Here is a 24,876-nt window from a genome sequence, read left to right on the forward strand (position 1 = left end):
CCGTAGGTTTAAAATTCAAGAGCTTTTTGGGATTAACCCGCAAAAATATTAAATATTTTATTTCAAATTTGATTTGGCTTACTAAAAATAAATTATAAATTTAAAATTTACCGCCCATTACTCCCGAGCCGCTGCATTTTTGTATCAAATTTAATGCAAAATGCGAGGTTTATTAATCCTAATACACAAAATATCTATGGATACGTATGTAGTTTATGACCGTAAAATTTAATAAACCGCATTAACATACGGCAATTTTACAAAAATACATAATATTTCTTGTAAAATTATATATAATATATTACTAAATTTAACCGATTATACCGATCTGATCGCTAAAATTTTGTGATTTGTGTCAAAAGGCGGCTTTTTGCCGCAATGCCGTAAATTTAACTATTTTAATATTAACTGAAATTTTGCTACAAATATCAAATCACTGCGGTATTTTGGCGCGATATAGCGCTTTAGGCATTGCTTTTAAGCGATTTGGCGCTCTTAAGCCGTTGTGTACCGTCTCCACAAATAAGCTCCCCTTAAAGTAATAAAAAAGGCGGCAAAGTAGCGCCGTAGCCGCCTTAGCGAGCCAAGTAAAATCAAAGCATTAGGCTTCGCGACGGATATTTTATAAATATAATTTAAATTTAACTACATTGATCTTTTAATGTAAAAGATATTTTAATCGCCGAGTAAGTTTAACTAAAATCTAACTGCAAGAGTTTGTCGGCATGCAAAAAACTAGTACTATATCACGCCGCAACGACCCTAAATCGGCTATAAATCTTTAAAACGGCTAAAAAAGCAAGCCGATACGCAGCCTAAATTTATAAATAAAACAGGCTAAAAACCAGGAAACGGAGGCAGCACGGCGCCTTCTAGCTCCTTACCCGCCGCACAGGTAAAGTTCTGAAAAGCTGTAGCCGTCTGCGCGATACGCCCCTCATCCATCAAAACGATACGGTCGCAAAATATCCGCGCGAGCCTAATGTCGTGTGTGATAAAAAGAAATGAAATTTTACCCTTTAGCCGCTCAAGCACCCGCAGGATCGACGTTTGCAAAGGCGCGTCAAGAGAGCTTAGCGCCTCGTCTAAAACGACCAGCCTAGGTTCAGCCGCCAAAGTGCGCGCAATCGTTACCCGCGAGAGCTGTCCTCCGCTTAATAACGAGGCTTTTTTGTTTAAAAAACTCTCGTCTATCTCAAGCGTTTTTAGTAGCCGCCTTATGCGCTCTAGTCGCTGCGCCGCGGGCATGCGGGTTAGATATAGCAGCGGCTCTTCGATAACTTCTCGCACGCTTAACCGCGGATTTACGGCGCTTGGCGCATCTTGAAATACGATTTGAGCTTGCGAATAAAACTCCCTTTTTGCATCCAAATCCGTTAAATTTAGCCTACGCCCGTCAAATTCCACCCAGCCCTCGCTAGGATGCAAAAGCCCGGTCAAAACCTTGGCTAGCGTACTTTTGCCGCAGCCTGATTTGCCTAGCAGTCCCAGAGCCTCACCCTGCCTTATCTCAAAGCTAACGCCCTTTAAAACGTCCTTGCGCGTACGCTTGCCCAAAAACGACACGCTCTCAAACCCGCAGCCGATACCGCATGCCTTTAGTAGCGGCGAAAGCTTGGAATCGCAAGTATTTTCTTCTGCGTTAGGCCAGACTCGGCCTTGGCGCGTTTGCCAGCAGACGGCAGAAGTAGCCTCATCTAGCACGGTTTTACTTACGTCCTCTTGCACGGACGCGGTTTGGCTCTGCGCTTGGGCTGGGCTATTTTCGGCGTTTTCATTCATTAAGCTTGCATGCGCCTTGGCCCAAACGGCTTGATTTTTCGTTAAATTTACGGCGCTTTTATCTATCTTGTTTTTGACGCCAAGGCTCGTTTTTTCGCCATCTGCGCCGTTTGTATCTTTGCCTTGCTTTAGCAAGATATCTTCGCCAAAGCTAAAGACATATCCGCCGTCATAGCTGACATGCTCGTCTTGCGCGTCTAAATTTGGCTCCGTCGCTTGAGATTTTAGCTCAAATAAACCGGACTCGTCGTTAAATTTAAAAATCGGCGCGTCTTGGTTAGGCAAATCGTCATTTGCGCTTACAGAAGCTGTTTTTCGCCCATTTTCCGGACTCAAAGCGCGGTTTTGCATATCCTTATCGTTTTGCGCTATTTTGTTTTCGTCCGAGCTTTGCGCGTCTTGTTGGTTTTTAGGAGCGCCCGTTTGGGTACTTGTTTTAGGGTTTGTCTTAGCATTTGGGTCGCTAGGCTCTGCGCAGAGGCATTTTTCGTCCTTGCAGCCCTCTTTTAGATCGTCTCCTTGCGGCTCGCTTGGAGCGTGAAATTTTGCCTCCGCCGCGCCCAAAAGCCCTCCCGGGGCATAAATTTGCTCGGGTTCCTTAGGCTCGTTAGCTTGGGTAAATTTATCCTCGCTAAATTTCAGCTTGCAAGACCCCGGCTCAGAATCCTGCGCTACTTGCGCGCTAAACGTCCGCAAATCATAGGCGCCGGGTTTTATAAATTTAGCTTCGTTTGCGGTTTTTTGGCGGCTAAACTCTCCCGTCATACCGGCGTAAAGCGCAAAATGAGCCCGCAAAAGCTCTCTTGTCGCAGCCAAAGTCGGTGCCGAAAATATCTCGCGCGTATCGCCGCTTTGAGCTAGTTCGCCCCGCTCCATAACGTAAACGTCGTCCGCAAGCTTGGCCACTACGGAAAGATCGTGCGTTATCAGCAGCACTCCCGCACCCGTTTGACGCGCCGCGTCGCGCAAGAGAGTTAAAATTTTAGCCTGCGAAACGAGATCAAGGTCGGTCGTAGGCTCGTCTGCGACGATAAATTTAGCCCCGCTAAGCAGAGCTAAAGCTATCATCGCTCGCTGCAACATGCCGCCGCTCATCTCGTGCGGATATAGCTTTAGTGCACCCTCCTCAAGCCCTACCGCGCGCATGGCTAGTTTGATTTGAGATTGCGCGGAAGCGGGCTGATTTTTAAAGGCGGCCTTAACTCTTTTAACTCCTAATCCCATAGCCTTAAAAAATCTGGCTTCTGGCGCTAAATTTCGGCTCAAATTCGCCGCATCCGCGGTCTCTTTAGCGTGCGCGCCGATGCTTAGCAGAGGGTTAAACGCGCTTTTTGGATTTTGCATAACGGAGGCGAAAATTTTACCGCGCCGCGACGCGACGTCAAGCCTTCGTCCGTTTAAAAAAATATCCGCGCTAGAGCTTAAGCCCGGGGGCGTAAAGCCTTGCAAGGTTAGCGCGCTTAGCGTCTTGCCGCTGCCGCTTTTTCCGACGAGGGCGGTTATGCGTCCCGAAGCTAGTCGTAAATTTAGCCCACGCACCAGCTGCGTTTGCCCGGCGCTTACGCATAAATTTTTAATTTCTAAAATATCCTTTGCCAAACTCTGACTCATCTATCCTCCGATACCGCGCCTAGACGCTCTTGCAGGCTCTCGCCGATGATATTAAAGCTCATCACGCACAAAAATATCGCGATACCCGGATAAAAAATAAGCTCGGGATGGCTAAAAACGTACTCCTTGGCGTCGCTAATCATCACGCCCCACTCGGCCGCGGGCGCTTTTACGCCAAGACCTAAAAAGCTAAGCCCGGAAATATGCAGCACGATATGCCCTATATCTAAAGACGCCAGCACCGCGCACTGAGCGATGATAGGGCGGAGCATATTTTTTTTAAAATTTACCGTTTCGCTTGCGCCCGAAGTCCTAGTTATCAGCACGTAATCGGCATTTTTAAGGCTTAGCACGATACTGCGCACTATCCTAGCGTACCACGCCCAGTGCGATGCGGAGATAGCGATAACGACGTTTATCATTCCGGTTCCTAAAACTCCAACCAAAAATAGCGCTAAAATAACGGTAGGCACGCTAAAAAATACGTCGCAAATCCGCATTAAAATTTGATCCGTTCGTCCGCCGACGAATCCCGCCGTCCCGCCGACTAAAATCCCTAAAAAAAGTATCAAAAAAATAGTCGCAAACGCCGAACCCAGCGATATGCTAGTAGCCGATAAAAGCCTAGAAAATACGTCTCTGCCAAGATGATCCGTGCCTAAAAAATGAGAAAGGCTGGCAGGCTCAAATTTAGCCGCTAAATCAATCTCGTTTGGATCAAAGGGCGCTAGCAAAGGCGCAAAAAGCATGATAAAAATCATCGCAAACGCGGTAAAACAGGCAAAAATCAGCCAAATTTTTTTCACGCGTTAGTCCTTATGCGCGGATCTATAAAGGCGTAAAGCACGTCTATAACGAGGTTGCTAATAGCAAACGCAAACGCCATCAGTAAAATAAAGCACTGAATCACGGGATAGTCGTTGTTTATGATGGCTTCGACCGCATATCTGCCGATACCCGGATACGCAAATACGCTTTCTATCACCATCGCGCCGCCTACTAGCTCGCCTATATGCATACCAAGCGCCGTAATAACCGGCAGCGATGCGTTTTTAAACACGTGGCTAAAGAGTACGCGAGAGGCGGATAGTCCGCGCATCTTGGCGTAGCTTACGTGGCGTTTGCTTTTGATTTCGAGTAAATTTGCGCGGATGAGGCGAGAATTTACCGCGATAGACATAAAAGATATCGCAAATGCCGGCATCAAAAGATGCGAAAGCCCGCCGGCGCCAAAAGGCGGTAAAATTTTAAGATGCACGGAAAATAGCAAAATCAACAAAAATCCTAGCCAAAAATTCGGCGTACAAACGCCCAAAAACGAAACGAACCTCACGGCGTAGTCGATAAATTTATCTTTATAGATCGCTGAAAGTATGCCCATCGGAACGGAAAAAACAAGCGTGAAAAATAGCCCTAGCGTGGCTAGCTTTAGCGTGGCCGGAAAATAGTGCGCCATATCCTCGCTCACGGCTCTGCCGGTGATGTATGACGCGCCGAAATTTAGGCTCGAGGCGTCTTTTAGCCAAACCGCATACTGCTCAAAAATCGACTTATCTAGGTTAAGCTGCGCTCTAGCATGAGCCAAAGCCGCGTCCGTAGGCGCGATACCCGAGGCGTTTAGATAGCTCATAGCCGCGTCCGTGCCGTTTAGCCGCAGTAGCGCAAATATCAAAACGCTAACCGCAAACATGACGGGAATAAGCAAAAGCAGGCGTTTAACGATAAATTTAAGCATATTTAAGCTCTAAATAATATGCAAATAAGCGCGGCGCAAGAGGTAAATTTAACTCCGTACCGCGCAAAAATAGCCCAAAAAACGACTCGAAAAAAACAAAAACGAGCAAAAGACGATTGCCGTAAAGAAGCGATTTGCGCATTATTTTGCAGCGTCCAGGCTCATCTTTTCAAACGGTATGCGGTCTTTTAAGGCATCAAATTCCACGCCTTTTACGCGCTTGTTCCAAAGCGCCTTAGTCGTCTCGTAAACGATAGGAATATACACCGCGCTCTCGTGCAGGCGCGTTAAAACGTCGCGAGTTAGATCGCGTCTTTCTTTTGCGTCCAGGCTAAGCGCGATACGTTCGATTTTCTCGTCGATTTGCGCTTTACCTGTTAGTCCTAGCTGAGCTTGATAATCAGCGTGCGCGGGCAGTCTCATCGAAGCTAAAAAAGCCTGAGGATCGTAAGGCGCGCCCCAAGTGGAGTTAAATACGGCGCCAAAATCGCCGGTCTTTTGCTTTTTGTAAAAGATAGTCGCCTCGTCGGCTTTTAAATTTAGCCTAACGCCGATTTTAGAAAAATTAGCTCTCAAAACCTCTCCTATAGCCTTTTGCACGGCGTTTGAGCCGATATATACGAGCTCTATCTCAAGAGCTTTTCCGTCTTTATATCGCACGCCGTCCTTGCCCGTCGCGTAGCCTGCGGCATCTAGGATTTGATTTGCCTTTTTAACGTCGAAATTATACGCGCTAGCGTTTATGTCGGCGTTTTGAACCGAGGCGTCAAATAAAAAATCAGCCTTTTTCGCCGCGTTAAAAAATATTTTTTGAGCTATAGGCTCTTTGTTTACGCTTAAATTTAACGCCTTTCTAACAGCTTCGTCGTTCGTAGGAAATTTAGCCGAATTTAATGCGACAACTAGAGTAAAAACCGGCTGAGAAACCGCCCAGCCAAACTCTTTTTTAAGCTCGTTAAAGCTATCTATCGGGATCTGTTCGCCGCCGTATACGAGATCGACCTCTCCCGTTTTTAGCGCGATGATTTTGGTATTTGGCTCCGGTATCACGCGCGCGACTATTTTAGAAATTTTAGGTAGCTCGCCGTAGAACTTATCGTTCCTCACAAAAGTATCGCTAACGCCCCGCTCGGTGGCGACTAATCTCCATGCGCCGGTGCCTACGGGCTCTTTTACGCCGTCTTTCGTGCCGCCGTCCTTCATCGCGCTAGGAGCGATAAATCTAAACGGACGTATAAGGCTAAGCTCGCGTAGAGTCGGTTCGTAGGCGTTTTTTAGGCTTAGTTTTACTTCAAATTCTCCCGTCGCCTCGCAACCGTCTATCAGTCTAGCAAGCTCTAACCACTCATGGCGCTTACGGTTAGCTAAAACGGCGTCGAAATTTGCTTTTACCGCGGCTGCGTTAAATTTTTCGCCGTTTGAAAAAACGACGTCTCGGCGCAGCTCAAACGTATAAATTTTGCCGTCGTCGCTTACGCTCCAAGACTTGGCCAGCCAAGGCGAAATTTTGCCTCCGTTTTCAAATTTAACCAGTCCCTCGTAAACCATATCTTGCGCGAACATTTCATTTGGCGAGTATAGATGCGGATTTAGCTCGCCGACGTTTTTAGAAACGGCGAAATTTAGGGTATTATCGTTTGGATTTTGCGCTAAACAAGCTGCTAAAAAAGCTGCGGAAACGAGAAGTTTTTTTATCATTTTAAATCCTTTTTTGCAATCGTAAAATTTCAATATATTACCTTTTTTGATAAAAAAGTAATACACAATACTTTTTCGTATTATCTGTTACCATTATATAAATTTTAATATGAATTGTCAAGGAAATTTTAAACTATAAGTCTGAATTTTAGCGGTATCGCTAGAAGTCAAAGTATGAAATTTAAAGCCGTTTTGCGAAAGAAGTCGCTTTACCGACTGCATCCTTAAGCAATAAAAATCAAGGCGACTAAATTTGCCGCCTTGAATTGCTAGTCGGTTTTGTTAAAATTAAATCATAAATTTAACGCTATGCAAAAAAATTAAACTAAATTTTACTTATAGTTATATTTTCTCCGTTCGCGCCGATTACGATTTCATCCCCGCTTTCAAGCTCGTCTCGCAGGATCATATCGGCTAGCGGGTCTTCCACTAGCTCATAGAGCGCGCGGCGCAAAGGTCTAGCGCCGTAAACGATGTCAAAGCCCGCGCCCGCGATAAATTTCTTCGCCTCTTCGCTTAGGCTCGCCTTGATACCGCGATTTTGTAGCGTTTTTTCAAGCTCTTTAAACATTATATCTACGATTTTTATTAGCCCGTCTTCATCAAGCGGGTTAAAGATTATCGTATCGTCTAGTCGGTTTAAAAACTCGGGTTTAAAGTAGTTTTTAAGCTCGTTTTTGACCGCCGCCTCGCGCTCCTCGCCTTTTAGATCCATGATGAAATTTGACGCGATATTTGACGTGAGGATGATGATCGTATTTTTAAAATCGACCGTCACGCCCTTATTATCAGTCGCCCTTCCGTCGTCTAGGATGCCTAAAAGCACGTTAAACACGTCCTTGTGAGCCTTTTCGATCTCGTCAAAAAGTATGACGCTATACGGACGTCTGCGCACGGCTTCAGTTAGCTGTCCGCCTTCATCGTAGCCCACGTATCCCGGAGGCGCTCCGAGCAGGCGAGAGACGCTATGCTTTTCCATGTATTCGCTCATGTCAAAGCGTATGAGCGCGCGCTCGTCGTCAAATAAAAATTTAGCCAAAGCCTTCGCCGACTGCGTTTTACCAACGCCCGTAGGCCCTAAAAACAAAAACGATCCAATCGGACGCGCGCCCTCGTTTAGGCCCGCTTTGTTTCGCTTGATAGCTCTTGCCAATGCGTGCAGTGCGGCGTCCTGACCGACGACGCTTTCGCGTAAATGCTCCTCGATCATTAGATATTTTTGCTTTTCGCTAGTTAGCATTTTGCTGACCGAAATTCCCGTCCATTTGCTTAATATTTCAGCCACCAGCTCCTCATCGACCTGATTTTTGAGTAGCACGCCGCCCTTTTTCATCTCGTCCCATTTTTTTTCTAGCTCTTTTTGACGGTTGGCCGCTTCTAAAATTTTGCCGTATTCTATCTCGGCCGCGCGCTGCAAATCACCGTTTCGGCGCGCTATCTCGGCCTCACTTTTTAGGCTATCTATCTCTTTTTTAGCTTTTGAGATGCCGCCAAAAACCGCCTTTTCGTTTTCAAATTTACCGTCAAGGGCGTGCTTTTGCTCGTTTAGGTCGGCGATTTCTTTTTCGATTTCGCTTAGGCGAGCGGCATTTTTGGCCTCATCTTCCATTTTTAGCGCCTCTTTTTCGACTTGCAGCGTTACGATCTCGCGTTTGATGCGGGCGAGTTCGTACGGCTCGCTTTCTATTTGCATTTTTAGCTCGGCTGCGGCCTCGTCGATGAGATCGATCGCTTTATCGGGTAAAAAGCGGTTTGAGATGTAGCGGTCGCTTAGCTTTGCCGCCGCAACCAGCGCGCTATCGGTGATAGTTACGCCGTGATGCACCTCGAGGCGCTCTTTTATACCGCGTAAAATTTGAAGCGCTTCGTTTACGCTAGGCTCTTTTACGTCGATGGGCTGAAAGCGGCGTTGCAATGCGGCGTCTTTTTCGAAATACTTGCGGTACTCTTTTAGCGTCGTAGCGCCAACGGCGTGCAGCTCGCCTCTAGCAAGTGCGGGTTTTAGGATATTTGCCGCGTCCATGCTGCCTTCGCTAGCTCCCGCGCCCACGATAGTATGGATCTCGTCGATAAAGAGGATGATATTTCCCGCGCTTTTTACCTCGTTTATGACGGCTTTTAGCCTGTCTTCAAATTCGCCGCGGTACTTTGCGCCCGCGATCAGCGCGCTCATATCAAGCGCTACTACGCGTTTGTTTGCTAGGCTAGTGGGTACGTCTTTTGCCACGATTTTTTGCGCTAGGCCCTCCACGATAGCGGTTTTACCCACGCCCGGTTCGCCTAATAAAATAGGATTATTCTTGCTTTTTCTTATTAAAATTTGCATCATGCGCGTGATCTCTTCGTCGCGTCCGATAACCGGATCAAGCTCCTTATTTAGCGCCTTTGCGGTGAGATCGATGCCGTATTTTTCGAGGCTATCTAGCGTCTCGTCGCTGGTTTGGCTATCTATCTTGCGCCCTGCCCTGATGCTTTCTAAATTTTTGCGGATTTCTAAAACATCTGTAAATTTACCTAAAATTTGTTTAATTTCAGGCAGCTCAAGCGCCGAGATAATCCACGTATCTACCGCGATATAGCTATCTCCCAGACTCACCATCAGAGCTTTTGCGCTTTCAAGAGAGTTAATTAGCTCCTTTGAAATTTGCACGTTTTCCTTGCTGACGTTTGAGCTTGTAGGCAGCTGTGCGGCTTTGCTTTTTACTTCAAGCTCCACGGCGTCTTTGCTGACGTTCATTTTGTTAAAGACTTGGTTGAGTAGCGAGCCGCTGTCTGCGACCTGAGCCCAAAGTAAGTGAAGCGGAAACGTTTGCGGATTTTTCGCGTGTATCGCGAGCGCGACGCCCTTTTCTACCAGCTCTTGCATTTGTGCGGTTAAATTTTCGCCTAAATTCGCCATTTTTTCTCCTTTAGTTTATAGTGAGCATATTATATAACTTTAGTCGATTATTGTCAAGTTATCTAAGCGGTTTTATATAAATACTTACGAAAGAAAATTAAATTTTATTAAATCTTTTATCCTATTTTTAGGCAAATTTAACTAAAATAGCCCCACTTAAAAAGGCAGGAGATTAACTTTGAATAAAAAAAAGATGTTTTTGTTTTCAAGCGTTGCGGGCGCGATGATTTTCGGAGCCGTTTTTAGCGCAAATTTAAACGCTAAAGCCACCGAGGACGGCTCAAATTCTAAACTACAATCGCTCTCAAAACTTACAAAAACCATTTCTACTATCGAAAAATATTATGTTGATGATTTACAGTTTAAAGAGATCGTGGATAAAGCCATAGAGGGGCTTTTAAACAACCTTGACGCGCATTCCGGGTTTTTAAACGAAAAGGCGTTTAAAGATATGCAGGTGCAGACAAACGGGGAATTTGGCGGCCTTGGCATCACGGTCGGTATGAAAGACGGCGCGCTAACCGTCATCTCGCCTATCGAAAATACGCCTGCGGATAAAGCCGGCATAAAAAGCGGCGACATCATCCTTCGCATCGACGGCAATACGACCCTAGGCACCACTATAGACGAAGCGGTAAATAAAATGCGCGGCAAACCAAAGACGCCTATTACGATAACCATCGTGCGAAAAGGCGAGCAAAAGCCGTTTGACGTCAAGCTCGTGCGCGACATCATCTCAGTCGAGTCAGTTTACGCAAAGATGATCGAAAAAGACAACATCCTCTATCTTCGCGTGACGAATTTTGATAAGCACGTAACCGAAAAGGCCGAGGAATTTATCAAAAAATATCCAAAAGCGGAAGGCATCATCCTTGACCTTCGAAACAACCCGGGCGGACTTTTAAACCAAGCGGTTGGACTGACGAATTTGTTTATAGATAGCGGTGTGATCGTATCTCAAAAGGGCAGAAACGAGAGCGAAAATAGCGAATTTAAAGCCGCGAGAGCAAATAAAATCACAAATTTACCGCTTGCAGTGCTAGTTAACGGCGGAAGCGCGAGCGCGAGCGAGATCGTGAGCGGATCGCTACAAGACCACAAACGAGCCGTCGTTATCGGCGAAAAGACGTTCGGCAAAGGTAGCGTGCAGATCATCCTACCCGTAGACGACAAAGAGGCTATCCGTCTAACGATAGCTCGCTACTATCTGCCTAGCGGCCGCACCATACAAGCAACGGGCGTGGAGCCTGATATTATCGTATTTCCTGGTAAAGTGCCTCAGCATGACGAAAATGCCTTTTCTATAAAAGAGAGCGAACTAAAAAAACACCTAACCAATGAACTGAGCAAAATAGACGCAAATAGCGACAAAAACTCTACGAAAATCACGGATAATAAGACTATAATAACCGAGGCTAACGTAAACGACGATATACAACTAAAATCGGCGATTGACGCGATCAAAATTTTACAGCTAAAATAAGGAGTGCAAAAATGCAAAAAAAAGAGCTGATCTACGAAGGCAAGGGAAAAAAGATGTTCGCAACGGACGATGCGAACTTACTAATAGCGGAATTTAAAGACGATCTAACCGCCTTTGATGCGCAAAAAAGAGGCAATGAAGCCGGCAAAGGCGCGTTAAATAATAAAATTTCGACGCAGCTTTTTCATCTTTTAAAAGAAAAAGGCATCCCGACTCACCTGGTCGAAACTCTAAGCGACACCGAGCAACTCGTGAAAAAATGCGAAATCATCCCGCTTGAAGTGGTCGTGAGAAACATCGCCACCGGCTCGCTTACAAAGCGCCTCGCGATAAAAGAAGGCACGGTTTTGTCGTTTCCATTGGTAGAGTTTTACTACAAAAACGACGATCTACACGACCCGCTCGTAAACGACGAACACTGCCTAATCATGGGCTTAGTTAAGAGCGAAAACGACCTTGACAGACTAAAACACATGGGCCGCGAGATAAACGCTATCCTCTTTAAATTTTTCGCAGATAGAAACTTAAAATTAGTCGATTTTAAAGTCGAATTCGGCGTCGATAAAGACGGGAATATCCTGCTAGCAGACGAGATCAGCCCGGATAGCTGCCGCTTTTGGGACGCGACTACGAACGAAAAACTCGACAAAGATAGATTTCGTCAGGATCTTGGCAACGTAAAAGTCGCCTACGAAGAAGTTTTAAAAAGAATTTTATCTAAGGTTTAAAATGAAAGCTATCATCAACGTATCCCTAAAAAACGGCGTTTTAGACCCGCAAGGAAAGGCTGTCGAGCACGCGCTCGGATCGCTTGGATTTAACAACGTAAGCGGCGTGCGAATAGGCAAACAAATCGTGCTTGACATAGACGCCGCAAGCAAAGACGAAGCGCGCGCCGAGCTCACTAAAATGTGCGAAGAACTGCTCGCAAACACCGTCATAGAGGACTACGAGATAAATTTGAACGACAAATGTGAGAGCGCAAAATGAAAGTCGCCATCGTTTTGTTTCCAGGCACAAACTGCGAGCAAGATACAAAGTACGCCTTTGAGCTTTTGGGTTGCCAGACACAGATAATCTGGCACAAAGAAAGCGAGATAAATGCCGATCTTATCGTACTTCCGGGCGGATTTAGCTACGGCGACTACCTACGCACGGCAGCTATTGCTAAATTTAGCCCGGCGATGAGTGCGGTTGTAAAACATGCGCAAAAAGGCGGATACGTGCTTGGCATTTGCAACGGCTTTCAGATGCTGTGCGAGCTAAAACTGCTTGCAGGCGCGATGAGACGAAACGAAAATTTAAGCTTCATCTCAAAATACCACTATCTAAAAGTGGTTTCAAATGCAAATAAATTTCTATCAAATTTGAGCATCGGCGAGGTCGTAAACATCCCGATCGCTCACGGCGAGGGTAACTTTTACGTGGGCGATGAGACGCTAAAAGGCCTCTACGACAACGATCAGGTACTGCTAAAATACTGCGACGCAAACGGCGCAGAGCTAAACCCAAACGGCTCGGTCGACGAGGTAGCTGGAATTTGCGATAAGAACAAAAAGATATTCGGCCTCATGCCTCATCCGGAGCGCGCCTGCGAGAAGTTTTTAGGAACGGATGATGGACTAAAGATGCTAAAAGGGCTAGTTTGCTAAAGCCCTTTTTAGCCTTTTTTACTATATTTGTTTTAGCTTGCGGGGCCACCGAGCCTAGCGTGTTTGACATGATGGGCGACGAGCAAAGCCAAAAAGTGATCAAGCCCGCTCCGCAAACGCCGACACAAAAGCCGAATTTACAAAACAGAGCGCCGAGTGCTGAAAATAGAACTCCGAGCCAGACGCAAAGTACGGCTACGCAAAATAGAACCCCCGTAGCGCAAAGTCAAACCCCAAGCAATCAAGGCGGCACGCATCTGCGCCAGCCTATCCCGCAAAACATCGCTCCTACGAATGAACCCGAGTTAAATTTAAAAGACAGCCAACTATACGAGCGCGTACAGCCAAACGATATCATCATCAAGGCTCTAAACGCGCCGAAGCAAGTCTACGTCGGGCAAATTTTTAGCTTTACGCTCTCGGTCGATATCCAGGATAATATCGCGGTAGATCTGCAAACCATCTTGCCCGAAACCGAAAACCTAAAATGGCTAAGCTCAAATTTGCGCTGGGATAACGACGGCAAAGGGGTTTACAAGGCTCAAATTTACGCCGAGGCCTCTGCCCAAGCGGTGAAAAATCCAAAAATCACTGTAAATTTAAAGCGCAACGGCGAGTTTTTCCAGACGGTGAATTTAACGCTTTCGCTACCTAAAATCGTGGGGCTAAAAAGTGGCGAGAAATACAACCACGTCGTCGCTCAAAATCTCGAAGTCAAAAAATACAAAACCAACAAATTTGACGACAAAAATCTCATTATGATCGTCGAAGTAAATGCGCAAAAAGGCAACATCGCGGACTTTTTCATCGAGGATAAGGACATCATCAAGCAAGGCGTGGACTCCACGAGTGGCGAATTTGACGCGCAAAGCGGATATTATTTTGCGATATTTTCGCCTGAAAAAACCTCGATAGATTTTAACTACTTTAGTCTCGCTAAAAAAGATTTCGTGAGCTTTTCGCTCCCGGTAGTCGTGGAGGATGACGAGATCAGCACACAAATCGGACTAAATCCAAAACAAAGCAAATTTGAAATTTACAAAGATATCGGAGTTTACGCACTTTTCGGTATATTTTTGATCACATTTTTGTTTAAGCGCGATGCGATATTCCTCGTCGTCGTAGTCGGCCTTGGAGCCTATATCCTTTATAGCTACAACCCATTTGGCGGCGCGACGCTAAGACAAAACATAAACGTAAAAATTTTGCCTACGCAAAACTCGAGCGTATTTTATACCTCAAAAGCGGAGCAAAAGGTTGAGATCCTCGGCGAGCGCGAGGACTACGTCAAAATTTTACTAGACGACGGAAAGATAGGCTGGGTAAAAAAAGATGATATTTTCTAGGATAAAGGCCGCGTATTTCGCGATCGAGTTTCTCATCAGTATACTTTTGGTCGTATTTTTTATGTGGCTTTTTAAAAAGCATATTCACGGCGTGAGGAAAATTTGGGGTAGGAGCCAGCGGCTTTTTGGATTTTATTCGCTCGAAGTCGTCGGCAACTTTGACGAGCGGGCAAATATGATCATTATGAACCACCAAAGCATGCTAGATATCGTCGTTTTAGAGGAAGTCTATCCTAAAAATCTCTGCTGGATCGCTAAAAAAGAGATCGCCGACCTTCCCGTCATCGGTCAGATCATCCACATACCGCAAATGATCTCGGTTGAGCGCGAGAACAAACGCTCGCTCATCAAGCTCGTAAAAGACGCGCAAGACCGCGTCGAAAAAGGGCGCGTGCTGGCGATTTTCCCCGAGGGAACGCGCTCAAACTCAAAGGAGCTTTTGCCATTTAAAGGCGGCGCGAAAATCATCGCCGACAAGCTAAATCTAAAAATCCAGCCCATCGTGATCGCGGGCTCGGACATCATGGACGTGAAGAGCTTTAGCTTTAAAAACGGCAAAATCAAAATCATCTGCCTAGATCTCATCGACACCGCCGACCCTGAATGGCTAGAAAACGCAAGGGCGAAAATGCAAGAAACGCTTGATAACGAGAGGCAAAAAGCGGCGATTTAAAGCGCTGCTTTATCGTAAAATTGCTGCACGCGTAAATTTGACGAAGTTTTTAGCTAAAATTTGAGCCAAATTTACCGTAAGCAAATTTAGCCCTTAAGCCTGCAAGCTAAATTTGATCGCCCCCGCAAAAGCCGTAAATTTAGGAGGATTTATGAAAAAGTTCGCTGTTATCTTTATAGTTTTAGCTCAAATTTTATTTGCTTCAAATTTACCTGAGCCTCGTTTTGAGATTTTTTTCGACGAAAATGCCACAAGCAAGCAAATAGACGCGGGGCTTGATCAAATTTTGGAGTTTTTGTCGCAAAACCCGCACCGCGTAAACGAAGAATACGGCGAATTTAACGACCGCCTTTTTTCGCCGTTTATCTACAACGTAAAAATCATAAAAACGGGCAAATTCGACTTTGAACGCATAGAAAAAGTACTCAAATTTAAGCCGGGTCTCAACTATAAATTTATGATTTTTACCCCTCTTGACGCGGTTATTGCACTTGGCATAGATCCTAACGGCAAATATAAATTCGATCAAAAAGAAACGATACGACTCATCGACCTGCTCGTAGCAAACGGTGCGGATATCGGCTCGCCCGAGCTTTTGCGCACGGCTTGCAATGCCGAAGCGTTTGATATTTTTAGCCACCTTCTTAGCAAAGGCGCGCGAGACGACAAAGACGTGATGCTTTGCGTGGCCGGCGGGATAGCTATCTTTATGAGTCAAAACGGCGTTTCGCCGATCGCAAACGCTCCGCTTGATCCAAAAATAAGGCAGTTTGCAAAAACCGCAAAATTTGCCGAGTTTTACCGCGATAAAATGCGCTACCTCGAGGAGCTTTTAAAATTTAAACCGCTTAGCGAATTTGAGGCCAAAGAGCTAGAAATTTTTACAAAACTAGCCGCCGTTTTAGACAGCGAAGATATGGTTAAGTTTCTACTAAAAAACGGCGTTTGCAAGCAAGAGAATTTACAAACCTCGTGCGAAAATTTCAAAAAGTACGCGACGCAATTTGACGCAAAAGATAGCCTAAAGCTAATAAACAGCAAGGCCGTAAGCCCGAAATAGGCGAATTTTACGAGACATCGCATTAAAAGCCTTTACGGCTCGCGCGCTAAACTAAACTCAAATTTTTCGTTAAATTTAGCGAGTTTTGCTTTAATCGCCGCAAATCAGCCAAACTCATACCGACAAAAGCGTAAAATTTAAAGCTGCATTTAACAAACTAAAACGACCTATTTTTCATATTTTTATCAAAATTTAAAAAAATTTGGGTATAATCCGTTTTTTCTACAAAAAAGGAATCCCCAATGAGTACTGCAAAAAAAGAAGCATTGACGCAGGTCGAAGAGCTTTTTAAGGAAAACGCAAAAGGCTATGTCACATACGAAAAACTGGTTAAATTTTTAGACAAAGCTCCTACGGCTATGGTCGCTAAAAAAATAGAGACCCTAGCCAAAGCAAACAAAGTAAAACTCATAACCTCCGCCGAAATCGCAAAAATGCGAAATATCGAGGACGCAAAAAAACGCCGCGAAGAGTTAGCGAAGTTAGCCGACGATAATCTCGAAGAGGAATTCGACCTCGCAAACGAAAACGACTTGCTCGAGTGGTCGCGCTCGGATAGTCCCGTGCGTATGTATCTACGCGAGATGGGTCAAATCGCGCTACTAAGCAAAGAAGAAGAAGTCGAAATCAGCAAAAAAATCGAACTCGGCGAAGACATAATCATCGACGCGTTTTGCTCGGTGCCGTATCTTATCGACTTTATCTTAGACTACAAAGAACCGCTAATAAACCGAGAACGCCGCGTAAAAGAGCTTTTTAGAAGTTTTGACGACGAGGGCGAAGGTAGCGACGGCGAAAATGAAGACATCGACGAAGAGGAAGAAGACGAGGATATAGAAAACGACGGTGAAGACGGCGAAGAGAAGGAAGCAAAGCCTAAAAAGCATAGCAAAAAAGACGACAAGCGAGCCGAAAAAGTAATCGAGAGCTTTAAGGCTCTAGAAAAAGCAAAAAAAGAGTGGCTAAAAACGGCAAACAAACAAAATGACGCCGAGATAGAGGATGAATTTTTAGCCAAGCTTACGCTCGCGTTTAAAAAGAAAATTTTAAAAGACAAACTAATGGATCTAGGTCCGACGAGCAAGCTCATAACCGAGATAGTAAAATCAATGGAAACGGCGCTAAAAAGCGACGATGAATTTGATAGAGAACTAAAAAGACTCGAGTATAAGCTACCGATGTTTAGCGACGAGCTAAAAAAAAATCATAAATCGATCCTAAAAGATATCATCAAGCTAAGCAAAGACGACATCATCGCGAGGGTTCCCGAGGCTACGATGGTCTCAACCTACGTAGAGATCAAAAAACTGTTTGCGACAAAAGAGGCTAGCAAGAGCGGATTTAACCTTGATCCGGTACTTTTAAAAGAAATTTTAGAGCAGATAAAACGCGGTAAAAAGATCTCCGACGAGGCAAAAGCAAGGATGGCGAAGTCTAATTTGCGCCTAGTCGTAAGCATAGCCAAGCGTTATACGAACCGCGGGTTGCCGTTTTTAGATCTCATCCAAGAGGGCAACATCGGCCTAATGAAAGCGGTTGATAAATTTGAGTATAAAAAAGGCTATAAATTTTCGACCTATGCGACGTGGTGGATACGTCAGGCTATCAGCCGCGCCATCGCCGATCAAGCCCGCACGATACGCATTCCTATTCATATGATAGAAACGATAAATCGTATCAACAAAATCAACCGCAAATATCTCCAAGAAGAGGGTAAAGAACCGGATATAAGCGTCATAGCAAAAGAGGTCGGACTAAGCGCGGACAAGATAAAACAAGTCATAAAAATCACCAAAGAGCCTATCAGTCTAGAAGCTCCGATCGGCAACGAAGACGACGGTAAATTCGGGGATTTCGTCGAGGACAGAAACTCGCTAAGTCCGATGGATCATATACTAAAAAACGACCTAAAAGAGCAGATAGACGAGGTGCTAGACCAGCTAAACGAGCGCGAAAAGGCCGTTATCAGGATGAGATTTGGCTTACTCGACGACGAGAGCGACCGCACTCTAGAAGAGATCGGCAAAGAGCTAAACGTAACCCGCGAGCGCGTCCGCCAGATCGAAAGCTCTGCCATCAAAAAACTAAAACACCCAAAAGTCGGTAGAAAGCTCAAAAACTACATCGAGGGCTAAATTTAGCTCTCGATATACTCCGAGTTTGTTTGCTCCGTTTTATAATGCTATTTAAAATCATACCTAAGTTTAATAGCCGGTAAATTTATCGCCGTATTTGACTGAAAAATTTATGCTTTTAGCCGTTTTACACTATTTTTAAATCTACGAACAGATAAAATTTAGCAGAAGCGTTTTGTCCGCAAGCAAAAATTAGGCAAACTCGACGCCGTATAAATGTAACCCGCCTAAAACCAAGCCACAAAATATCAAATAAGCGCTTAGGGGATATAATACCTTAAACCTACGTACGAAAATCGCGATCAAATTCGTAAGAATCGGCTAATTCTAGCACTAAATCGCCATAAGCAAAGCAATAAATTTACGCCGTTTTCGGACTTTTATAGCCTTTAAAACAAACCCGCACTACCTGCAATATCAGCAAAATACTAAAGCAACTCGTAAAACATTTTGGATAGAAGCTTGATAAAATCGTATCTACTTAAGGTAAAAAAAAGGGGGGGTCAAATAAATTTAAATTTTAAAAAATGATAAAATTCCGCCCGAAATTTAGGCGGAAAATAAAGCTATTTCGAGCAGCAAGAATCGCAGCAATCAGCCGAATCAGGCTCGTGCGTGATACGATTTCGCAAATCTCGCCTCATAAGTTCGATAGACCAAAACCATAGCGCGTGTCCGACAAACTCGGAAACGTGCTCGTACCAAGGCAGCGTCCAAAGCGGCGGCGTAAGGCCGAGAATAGGCAAAGTAATCACGTGAACGGCGATATTAACTAAAATACCGACCGCAACGCCTTGCCAAAGCGTGATTTTCGGAAATCTCTCCGCAACAACGCAGTAAGCGACCGCAAAAACGATCGAAAATAAAATATGCGTAAAATGCACGTAGTTAAACGCATGCCCGGCAAACTCGTAAATCGCGGCATACGGGCCCTATAATACCCAAATAATCACGTAAAAATACATACGGCGGGTTTAGAAAATTACGCGAGCAATTTGGTCTGATCCGCTGCTCTAATAAGACTTTCCGGACCGCAAGCGGCATCAAACATATCTTTTGGACTGCGCGGCGGCAACGGAAATTCCCCGCCCCATTTAACAAAAGCCGACATAATGCCGATAGGAATGCCTAGCAATGCGGCCAAACCGAAACGCTCTTTAGTTTGCGAATTTATGATTACACCTTTCAAAAATAAAGTGTAGTATATTCTTTTTTGCTTTAATTAATATTAATAATCAACATTTTTATTTTAGACAATTACAGTCCGTCCAGCCCGAGATCGCTCCCTAAGCTAGCTTTACTATACGCGTCGCAAACATAACCAAACGATAAATTTACGACCGAGCATAAAATTTAAATGCACTAAAATAAATCTATAAAATTCACAACCGAGCCGTACGTAAAATTTAACATTAAACTACGTTTTGGTAAACTATAAAAAATAAAATTTAAAGGAGAAAAAATGAAAATTTTACGGATGCTTTTTCTTGCTTTTTGCGTATTTCTTACCTACGCAAACGCTAACGACGCACAAAAATGGGCGAGCAAAATCACGGCGGGCAAACAGATACCTACAGGTAAATTTTTGGCCTTTTACCTAAGCAAGAACGACCCAAAAAACGTCGTTTTCTCGGAAACGGTCGAAAGTGTAAATTTAAATTTCCCTTACGACGAGTTTCATAAGATACCTTCCGAAAAATTTATCGCCTACTGGGTTGGAAATTTCGATTTTAAACAAGATGTGCAAAAGATGATTTTAACCGATTTTAGCTGGGCAAATTTACGCATTTCGGTGGACGGCGAGCAGATATTTGATTCCGAAAACGCCGGAAGCAAAGCGCTTATGCATAAATTTAACAAGGGGCGCCACAAGATAGAAGTTTGGTTTGTTAACAACTGGCACACGACTAGCCTTTTAGTAGATTTTAAAGATGAACCGAAATTTTACAAACAAAGCGAAGTAGTCGCGAAACTAAAAGGCCAAAAATTTGATATCTGGCTTGCTGCCGTTTACGAAAGCGGCACACAGGATAACAAAATAAGAGTAACGCTAGAAAAAGCGCAAAAACCGCTCGTGGTAATGTTAAGCTCCTATCGGGCCGTACGCTGGGAGGTATCAAATCCGCACGGCAATAAAATTTTGGCCGCACTGGTTTTTAATCCGAGAAGCAGTATAAATTTAAAAGAAAATGTCTATTTCATGGATGATTACGGATACGACGAAGATACGGAGATAAAATGCTATTGCGTAAACGGCGGAGCGGACTTTCACTGCGAGGGCGGAGACATAAATAGCAAAAACGATCGCGTCAGAAAAGATTTCGGGCAAAATTTAGGCGGTTTTAGCGGCTCTTATGGCGCGATTACGCTAAATTTACCGAGCATTTTGATAGATGAAAGCGTGTTTACCAAGGACGCGGAGGCAAAAAAGAGGAACGAAGCTGAGCGCGAAAAATGCCGAAAAAGCGGTAAAATAAACGACACTTTTAAGTAGTTTAAAAGCTAAATTTTACGCTTAAAGGGCTACGGGCGAGCCAAGATACTCTAGCTCGCCTTTTTATCTATGCAAAATAGCCTTAGACTAAACATTGGTTTAAAATTATTTTGGATGCCTTATGCACTAAAATTTAAGAACTAGCGATCATTTATCGTCTTGATTTTAGGCTGCCGTTGCGATTTAGTTAAATTTACCTTGGCGTACGGTTTATCTAAATTTAACGAAAATCTTTGCCGCCGTCGCCCACGCGGCGAGTTTAGCCTCGTCTTTTAAGCTTCCAAATATATTTAGGATTTTTTATTTGTTTCCTTGCTCTCCAAAATTCAGCTATGCCGTAAGGAAAAGGATAACCCAAGCGAGCAAATTCACCGTTAAACGGCCAAACTTCAGTCTACTTCGTCAAATTTACCGCCGCAGCCCCGCCCTACTCGCCCAGCTTCTGCGCTAATTTTTCCCAAAGCTCGCTTAGGCCTAGGATATCGTTGTGTCCGGCGTTTAGTTCGTAAATTTCATCTCCGGGCTTTAGAAATTTAAGCAATCTGCGCGAGTTATCCACGCCGATTAGCTCGTCATGCTCGCCGTGAAATATCACCACCGGCCCGCCAAAACCGCCGACAAACTCAAACGTAGGGATTTTGTATTTGATTAAAAATTTCGGTACAAAGGGCATTTTCTCACGCGCTAGCTCCTCTAGGCTAAAATAAGGCGCGATCAAAACTAGCCGCTTAGCTCCGTATTTCTGCGCCGCGCGAGCCGCTAGCCCGCTACCTACCGAGTAACCGACCGCCGCGACCTCGCCCGCATCATACTCGCGCAAAACCAGCTGCATCATCGCGTCCGCATCAGCATAAAGCTGCTCCTGCGAGCTTATCTCGCCGCCGCTTTTGCCGTAGCCTCGGTAGTCAAACAGATAAAAATCATAGCCCAAATCCGTAAAAAACCGTGCGTAACCGCCCCAGCCTTGCAGATTGCCGGCATTTCCGTGGAAAAAGATCGCCGCGCCGTTTTTTGCCCTTCCTTCACCGTTCGCATCGCCGTAAATTTGCCCGCCGTCCCTACTTTGCGCTAAAAATTTAAGCCCGCTTATGCGCGTACCGTTTACGTCTAAATTTATCTCCTCAAACGGCTGGTCAAAGCTAAAATCATGGTTTGGCTCAAGCTTGCTCGGGAAAAATATCAGCCTCTCTTGAAAAAAATAAAGCAGCGCCAAAACCGCGACGTAGACTACTAAAAATATTACGCAAAGCCGAAAAATCGTTTTCACTTTTGTCCTTTAAATTTATCTTTGGCGGATTTTCTATCCAAAAACGCCCAAATTTAACCGCGCAAACACTAAATTTTTATCGCGCCGCATGCTAGATCCTGCCGTTAATGCCAAAATTTTAGCAAAAAATCGCGTAGCAAGAGCAAATTTAAGCAATTACGCTTTTAAAAATCAAAATAACGCCCTTTTTGCCGAAGTTTATACTGATTTTAATCGACTTTTTGGCAAAATCTACGGTTTAAAAAGTCAAATTTAAGGAAAAATATGCTTGAAGTCAAAAATTTATTAATGAGATTTAACGCGCAGTTGCTATTTGAGGACGTAAATTTAAAGCTCACTCGCGGCAACCGCTACGGTCTCATCGGCGCAAACGGCGCGGGAAAATCGACGTTTTTAAAAATCCTTGCAGGCGAGATCGAAGCAAACAGCGGCGAGATCGTCATCGAAAACGGGCTAAAAGTAGGCGTACTAGGTCAAGATCAGTTTGCGTTTGAAAACTTTAGCGTCAAAGACGCCGTGCTATACGGCAACAAACGCCTCTACGACGCAGTAAAAGAAAAAGAGCGCCTCTATATGAGCGAAGAGTTTACCGACGCCGTAAACGACCGTCTGGCGCAGCTTGAGATGATAAGCGCCGAGGAGGATCCTAGCTACGAGTACGAGGTACGCATCGAAAAAATCCTAAGCTCGCTTGGCTTTAGCGACTTTGAAAAGCCGATGAGCGAGGTCGAAAACTCGGATAAATTTAAAGTCCTGCTCGCTCAAGTACTATTTCCAAAGCCGGACATTCTTTTCCTTGACGAGCCCACCAACAACCTTGATATCGATAGCATAAAGTGGTTAGAAAACGAGCTAAACCGCCACGAGGGAACGATGGTGCTAATCAGCCACGACCGCCACTTCTTAAACGCGGTTTGCACGCACATACTAGACGTGGATTTTAAGAAAATTAGGCAGTTTGCCGGCAACTACGACGACTGGTACATCGCCTCGACGCTGGTTGCCAAACAGCACGAGATGGAACGCGACAAAAAACTAAAAGAAAAAGAGGAGCTGGAGAAATTTATCGCGCGATTCTCGGCAAACGCAAGCAAAGCCCGCCAAGCCACGAGCCGCCAAAAGCAGCTAAACAAACTCGACATCGAGGAGATCAAAGTATCAAGCAGACGCGATCCTAGCATACTTTTCCGCACCAAGCGCGACATCGGCAACGAGATCCTAGAGGTGCGCGGCATCAGCAAAACATACGACAAGGTTTTGTTTGAAAATTTTAGCTTCAAGCTCGAAAAGAACGACAAAGTCGCTATCATCGGCGCAAACGGCGTAGGCAAAAGCACGCTGGCTAAAATCATCATCGGCGAGGTCGCTCCGGATAGCGGCGACGTGCACGTGGGCGCGACGATAGAGCCTAGCTACTTCGCGCAGGACACGACAAATAAAATCACCGGCGAACTCAAACTCTACGAGTGGCTGCAAGACGAAAATAACAAGGACCTAGACGAGATCCGCAAGTGCCTAGGCAGGATGCTATTTAGCGGCGCCGAGCAGGAAAAATCAGTCGGTAGCCTAAGCGGCGGCGAGAAACACCGCCTGATGCTAAGCCGCCTAATGCTAGAGCGCGGCAACCTGCTCGTGCTAGACGAGCCGAACAACCACCTAGACCTTGAGGCCATTATCGCCCTAGGCGAGGCGCTGTATAAATTCGGCGGCAACGTCATCTGCGTGAGCCACGACAGGGAGCTCATCGACGCCTTTGCTAACCGCATCATCCACCTAAAAGGCAACGGCGAGATCGTCGATTTTAAGGGAACCTTTGAAGAATACGCCGCGATGAACGAGGGGGCGACGGATTAAATTTGAGCTTGCAAATTTAAGCCCGTTTCGCCGCTTGGATTTCGGGTCTAATTTTGCAAATTTTACGCGCGCATACCCGCATCTTTAAAACGCTAAAAAGGAGCCGAAACGAAAAATTTACTAAAACCGTAAATATGGTAAAAGATGCGGGCGAACCGGTTAAAAACTTTGTAGAAATGTCAAAAAACTATCCGAAATTTAAGGACTATTACCGCGATTTTACCGATATCGGCGCACAAATTTTTAAAATCCGCGAAAAACTGCACGCCGATTTTGCGCAGCTAAAAGAGCGCGATGGGGCAAAGGCGCTAAAAGGGCAAGGCAAATAAATTTCCGCTAATTTTAAATCTCTCAAATTTTTAGCGACTAGGACTTCCACTTGCACCTGCTGATATGCAAAACGGCTCCGCCCGCCTACACTACAAAAGAAACTACTGTATTATGCTTGACTTGCCCAAACCTGCATCTTTAAGGTGCTAAATTTGGCTTGGTCAAATTTACAATACGCATTTTTAGTTTCTCTAAAATTTAAACTTTTAAATTTTCTCTTTGGGAGAGGAAGGGACTTTACTTAGTTTCTCTTGCGGTAGCTACTGTCGCCCTATTATTAGGCTTAAGACCGCATGCAACTCGTGACTGCAAGCAGACTACTACGCTGTGTTTACAGATACGAGCAAAGCGCAGTAGAGCGTCGCCTTCCTTTGCGTCGTGCTACGCACTCGCAACTGCCGAAGGCAGACCCGCCCCCGTCTGTTTGCAGCTGCTAGCGCAGCGACGCACAAGCCCTCACCACCAACCCCACTGCACGTTAGAGGTGGCGACATGGCTTTGCTTACGCAAAGCGTCGCAAATTTTAAATTTGAGTTTTCAAGATGCGGGTCTCGGTGGGTAGAATTTGAAGCCGAAATTCGCAAATTTGACTTCAAATTTGAATGTAAAATTTCTGTATAGTTTTATCGTATTTTTATCTTGATTTTCTTGTTAAGGGGGAAGGGGCTTGAATTACGCTCTGCTTTCCAGCTCTCAAAGAGAGCGCGTCCTAGCAGTAGCAAACAAAGTGCGGCTAAGCACAAGGCGAAGCAAAGCCGAAGCAAAAGAACTCCCTTTTGTATCCGCCTTTCTCTTTTTCTTGGGAGGCGGAAGGGGGTTTCTACTTACGAAGCGTCGCCCCTTCCGCCCCCAAACCC

Annotated in this window: 17 protein-coding genes and 1 pseudogene; 11 read left to right on the plus strand and 7 right to left on the minus strand. The window is 45.0% G+C overall.

All coding sequences use genetic code 11. The annotated features are described in order from the left end of the window. Positions 1 to 837: 837 nt before the first annotated feature. From nikE to QZ157_RS08595, 5 genes are all read right to left on the minus strand, one after another. Entirely contained in the window at positions 838 to 3,393 is a 2,556-nt protein-coding gene (gene nikE / locus QZ157_RS08575; protein WP_295144429.1) for a nickel ABC transporter ATP-binding protein NikE, read from the minus strand. Then, positions 3,390 to 4,199 carry a nickel ABC transporter permease subunit NikC gene (gene nikC, locus QZ157_RS08580; RefSeq protein ID WP_295144432.1) on the minus strand — a complete coding sequence of 270 codons (810 nt, stop codon included), beginning with the start codon at positions 4,197 to 4,199 and terminating at the stop codon, positions 3,390 to 3,392. Before nikC ends, nikE begins: the two co-directional genes overlap by 4 nt. Next, positions 4,196 to 5,128, minus strand: coding sequence for a nickel ABC transporter permease subunit NikB (gene nikB, locus QZ157_RS08585; RefSeq protein ID WP_295144435.1), 933 nt, complete (start codon positions 5,126 to 5,128; stop codon positions 4,196 to 4,198). Before nikB ends, nikC begins: the two co-directional genes overlap by 4 nt. A 141-nt stretch (positions 5,129 to 5,269) precedes the next feature. Then, complete coding sequence (nikA, locus tag QZ157_RS08590; RefSeq protein ID WP_295144437.1) at positions 5,270 to 6,826, minus strand: nickel ABC transporter substrate-binding protein; 1,557 nt, start codon at positions 6,824 to 6,826, stop codon at positions 5,270 to 5,272. Positions 6,827 to 7,151: 325 nt separating this feature from the next. Next, positions 7,152 to 9,725 (minus strand): AAA family ATPase, encoded by a 2,574-nt coding sequence (locus tag QZ157_RS08595; RefSeq protein ID WP_295144440.1) that lies wholly within the window; start codon positions 9,723 to 9,725, stop codon positions 7,152 to 7,154. Positions 9,726 to 9,903: 178 nt separating this feature from the next. On the opposite strand from QZ157_RS08595, the gene QZ157_RS08600 reads away from it, so the two are divergent. The 8 genes and pseudogenes from QZ157_RS08600 to rpoD form a co-directional block, all read left to right on the plus strand. Further along, complete coding sequence (locus QZ157_RS08600) at positions 9,904 to 11,208, plus strand: S41 family peptidase (RefSeq protein ID WP_295144443.1); 1,305 nt, start codon at positions 9,904 to 9,906, stop codon at positions 11,206 to 11,208. A gap of 11 nt (positions 11,209 to 11,219) precedes the next feature. Beyond that, on the plus strand, positions 11,220 to 11,936 hold the full coding sequence (gene purC, locus QZ157_RS08605; RefSeq protein ID WP_295144445.1) for a phosphoribosylaminoimidazolesuccinocarboxamide synthase: 717 nt from the start codon (positions 11,220 to 11,222) through the stop codon (positions 11,934 to 11,936). Position 11,937: 1 nt separating this feature from the next. Further along, a complete protein-coding gene (gene purS / locus QZ157_RS08610; RefSeq protein WP_295144447.1) occupies positions 11,938 to 12,198 on the plus strand; it encodes a phosphoribosylformylglycinamidine synthase subunit PurS in 261 nt (86 codons plus the stop codon). After that, positions 12,195 to 12,860, plus strand: coding sequence for a phosphoribosylformylglycinamidine synthase I (gene purQ, locus QZ157_RS08615; protein ID WP_295144450.1), 666 nt, complete (start codon positions 12,195 to 12,197; stop codon positions 12,858 to 12,860). Before purS ends, purQ begins: the two co-directional genes overlap by 4 nt. Beyond that, positions 12,854 to 14,206, plus strand: coding sequence for an SH3 domain-containing protein (locus tag QZ157_RS08620; RefSeq protein WP_295144453.1), 1,353 nt, complete (start codon positions 12,854 to 12,856; stop codon positions 14,204 to 14,206). The genes purQ and QZ157_RS08620 overlap by 7 nt, the downstream gene beginning before the upstream one ends. Then, positions 14,193 to 14,879, plus strand: a complete 687-nt coding sequence (locus tag QZ157_RS08625; protein ID WP_295144456.1) for a lysophospholipid acyltransferase family protein — start codon at positions 14,193 to 14,195, stop codon at positions 14,877 to 14,879. Before QZ157_RS08620 ends, QZ157_RS08625 begins: the two co-directional genes overlap by 14 nt. A 151-nt stretch (positions 14,880 to 15,030) precedes the next feature. Then, positions 15,031 to 15,939, plus strand: a complete 909-nt coding sequence (locus tag QZ157_RS08630; protein ID WP_295144459.1) for a hypothetical protein — start codon at positions 15,031 to 15,033, stop codon at positions 15,937 to 15,939. Positions 15,940 to 16,178: 239 nt separating this feature from the next. After that, positions 16,179 to 18,074, plus strand: a pseudogene (rpoD, locus tag QZ157_RS08635) (RNA polymerase sigma factor RpoD); the annotation flags it as partial. Between the two features lie 566 nt (positions 18,075 to 18,640). On the opposite strand, the gene QZ157_RS08640 reads toward rpoD, so the two are convergent. Further along, a complete protein-coding gene (locus QZ157_RS08640; protein WP_295144462.1) occupies positions 18,641 to 18,958 on the minus strand; it encodes a DUF1440 domain-containing protein in 318 nt (105 codons plus the stop codon). Positions 18,959 to 19,536: 578 nt separating this feature from the next. Here QZ157_RS08640 and QZ157_RS08645 point away from each other — a divergent pair. Further along, on the plus strand, positions 19,537 to 20,568 hold the full coding sequence (locus QZ157_RS08645; protein WP_295144465.1) for a hypothetical protein: 1,032 nt from the start codon (positions 19,537 to 19,539) through the stop codon (positions 20,566 to 20,568). A 427-nt stretch (positions 20,569 to 20,995) separates the two neighbouring features. On the opposite strand, the gene QZ157_RS08650 is transcribed toward QZ157_RS08645, so the two are convergent. Next, positions 20,996 to 21,835 carry an alpha/beta fold hydrolase gene (locus tag QZ157_RS08650; RefSeq protein WP_295144468.1) on the minus strand — a complete coding sequence of 280 codons (840 nt, stop codon included), beginning with the start codon at positions 21,833 to 21,835 and terminating at the stop codon, positions 20,996 to 20,998. A 264-nt stretch (positions 21,836 to 22,099) separates the two neighbouring features. On the opposite strand from QZ157_RS08650, the gene QZ157_RS08655 reads away from it, so the two are divergent. Both QZ157_RS08655 and QZ157_RS08660 read left to right on the plus strand, forming a co-directional pair. Further along, a complete protein-coding gene (locus tag QZ157_RS08655) occupies positions 22,100 to 23,689 on the plus strand; it encodes an ABC-F family ATP-binding cassette domain-containing protein (protein ID WP_295144471.1) in 1,590 nt (529 codons plus the stop codon). Between the two features lie 53 nt (positions 23,690 to 23,742). Next, the gene (locus QZ157_RS08660) at positions 23,743 to 24,018 is read left to right on the plus strand and encodes a hypothetical protein (protein WP_295144474.1); all 276 of its coding nucleotides are present in this window, start codon (positions 23,743 to 23,745) and stop codon (positions 24,016 to 24,018) included. The last annotated feature ends 858 nt before the right edge of the window (positions 24,019 to 24,876 follow it).

The organism is uncultured Campylobacter sp., assembly GCF_905372745.1.
GTDB lineage: Bacteria > Campylobacterota > Campylobacteria > Campylobacterales > Campylobacteraceae > Campylobacter_A.

Coding starts and splice junctions, on each gene's coding strand:
- nikE (WP_295144429.1), bottom strand. CDS start 3,393: ATGAGTCAGAGTTTGGCAAAGGATATTTTAGAAATTAAAAATTTATGC.
- nikB (WP_295144435.1), bottom strand. CDS start 5,128: ATGCTTAAATTTATCGTTAAACGCCTGCTTTTGCTTATTCCCGTCATG.
- nikA (WP_295144437.1), bottom strand. CDS start 6,826: ATGATAAAAAAACTTCTCGTTTCCGCAGCTTTTTTAGCAGCTTGTTTA.
- QZ157_RS08595 (WP_295144440.1), bottom strand. CDS start 9,725: ATGGCGAATTTAGGCGAAAATTTAACCGCACAAATGCAAGAGCTGGTA.
- purC (WP_295144445.1), top strand. CDS start 11,220: ATGCAAAAAAAAGAGCTGATCTACGAAGGCAAGGGAAAAAAGATGTTC.
- purS (WP_295144447.1), top strand. CDS start 11,938: ATGAAAGCTATCATCAACGTATCCCTAAAAAACGGCGTTTTAGACCCG.
- purQ (WP_295144450.1), top strand. CDS start 12,195: ATGAAAGTCGCCATCGTTTTGTTTCCAGGCACAAACTGCGAGCAAGAT.
- QZ157_RS08625 (WP_295144456.1), top strand. CDS start 14,193: ATGATATTTTCTAGGATAAAGGCCGCGTATTTCGCGATCGAGTTTCTC.
- QZ157_RS08630 (WP_295144459.1), top strand. CDS start 15,031: ATGAAAAAGTTCGCTGTTATCTTTATAGTTTTAGCTCAAATTTTATTT.
- QZ157_RS08645 (WP_295144465.1), top strand. CDS start 19,537: ATGAAAATTTTACGGATGCTTTTTCTTGCTTTTTGCGTATTTCTTACC.
- QZ157_RS08655 (WP_295144471.1), top strand. CDS start 22,100: ATGCTTGAAGTCAAAAATTTATTAATGAGATTTAACGCGCAGTTGCTA.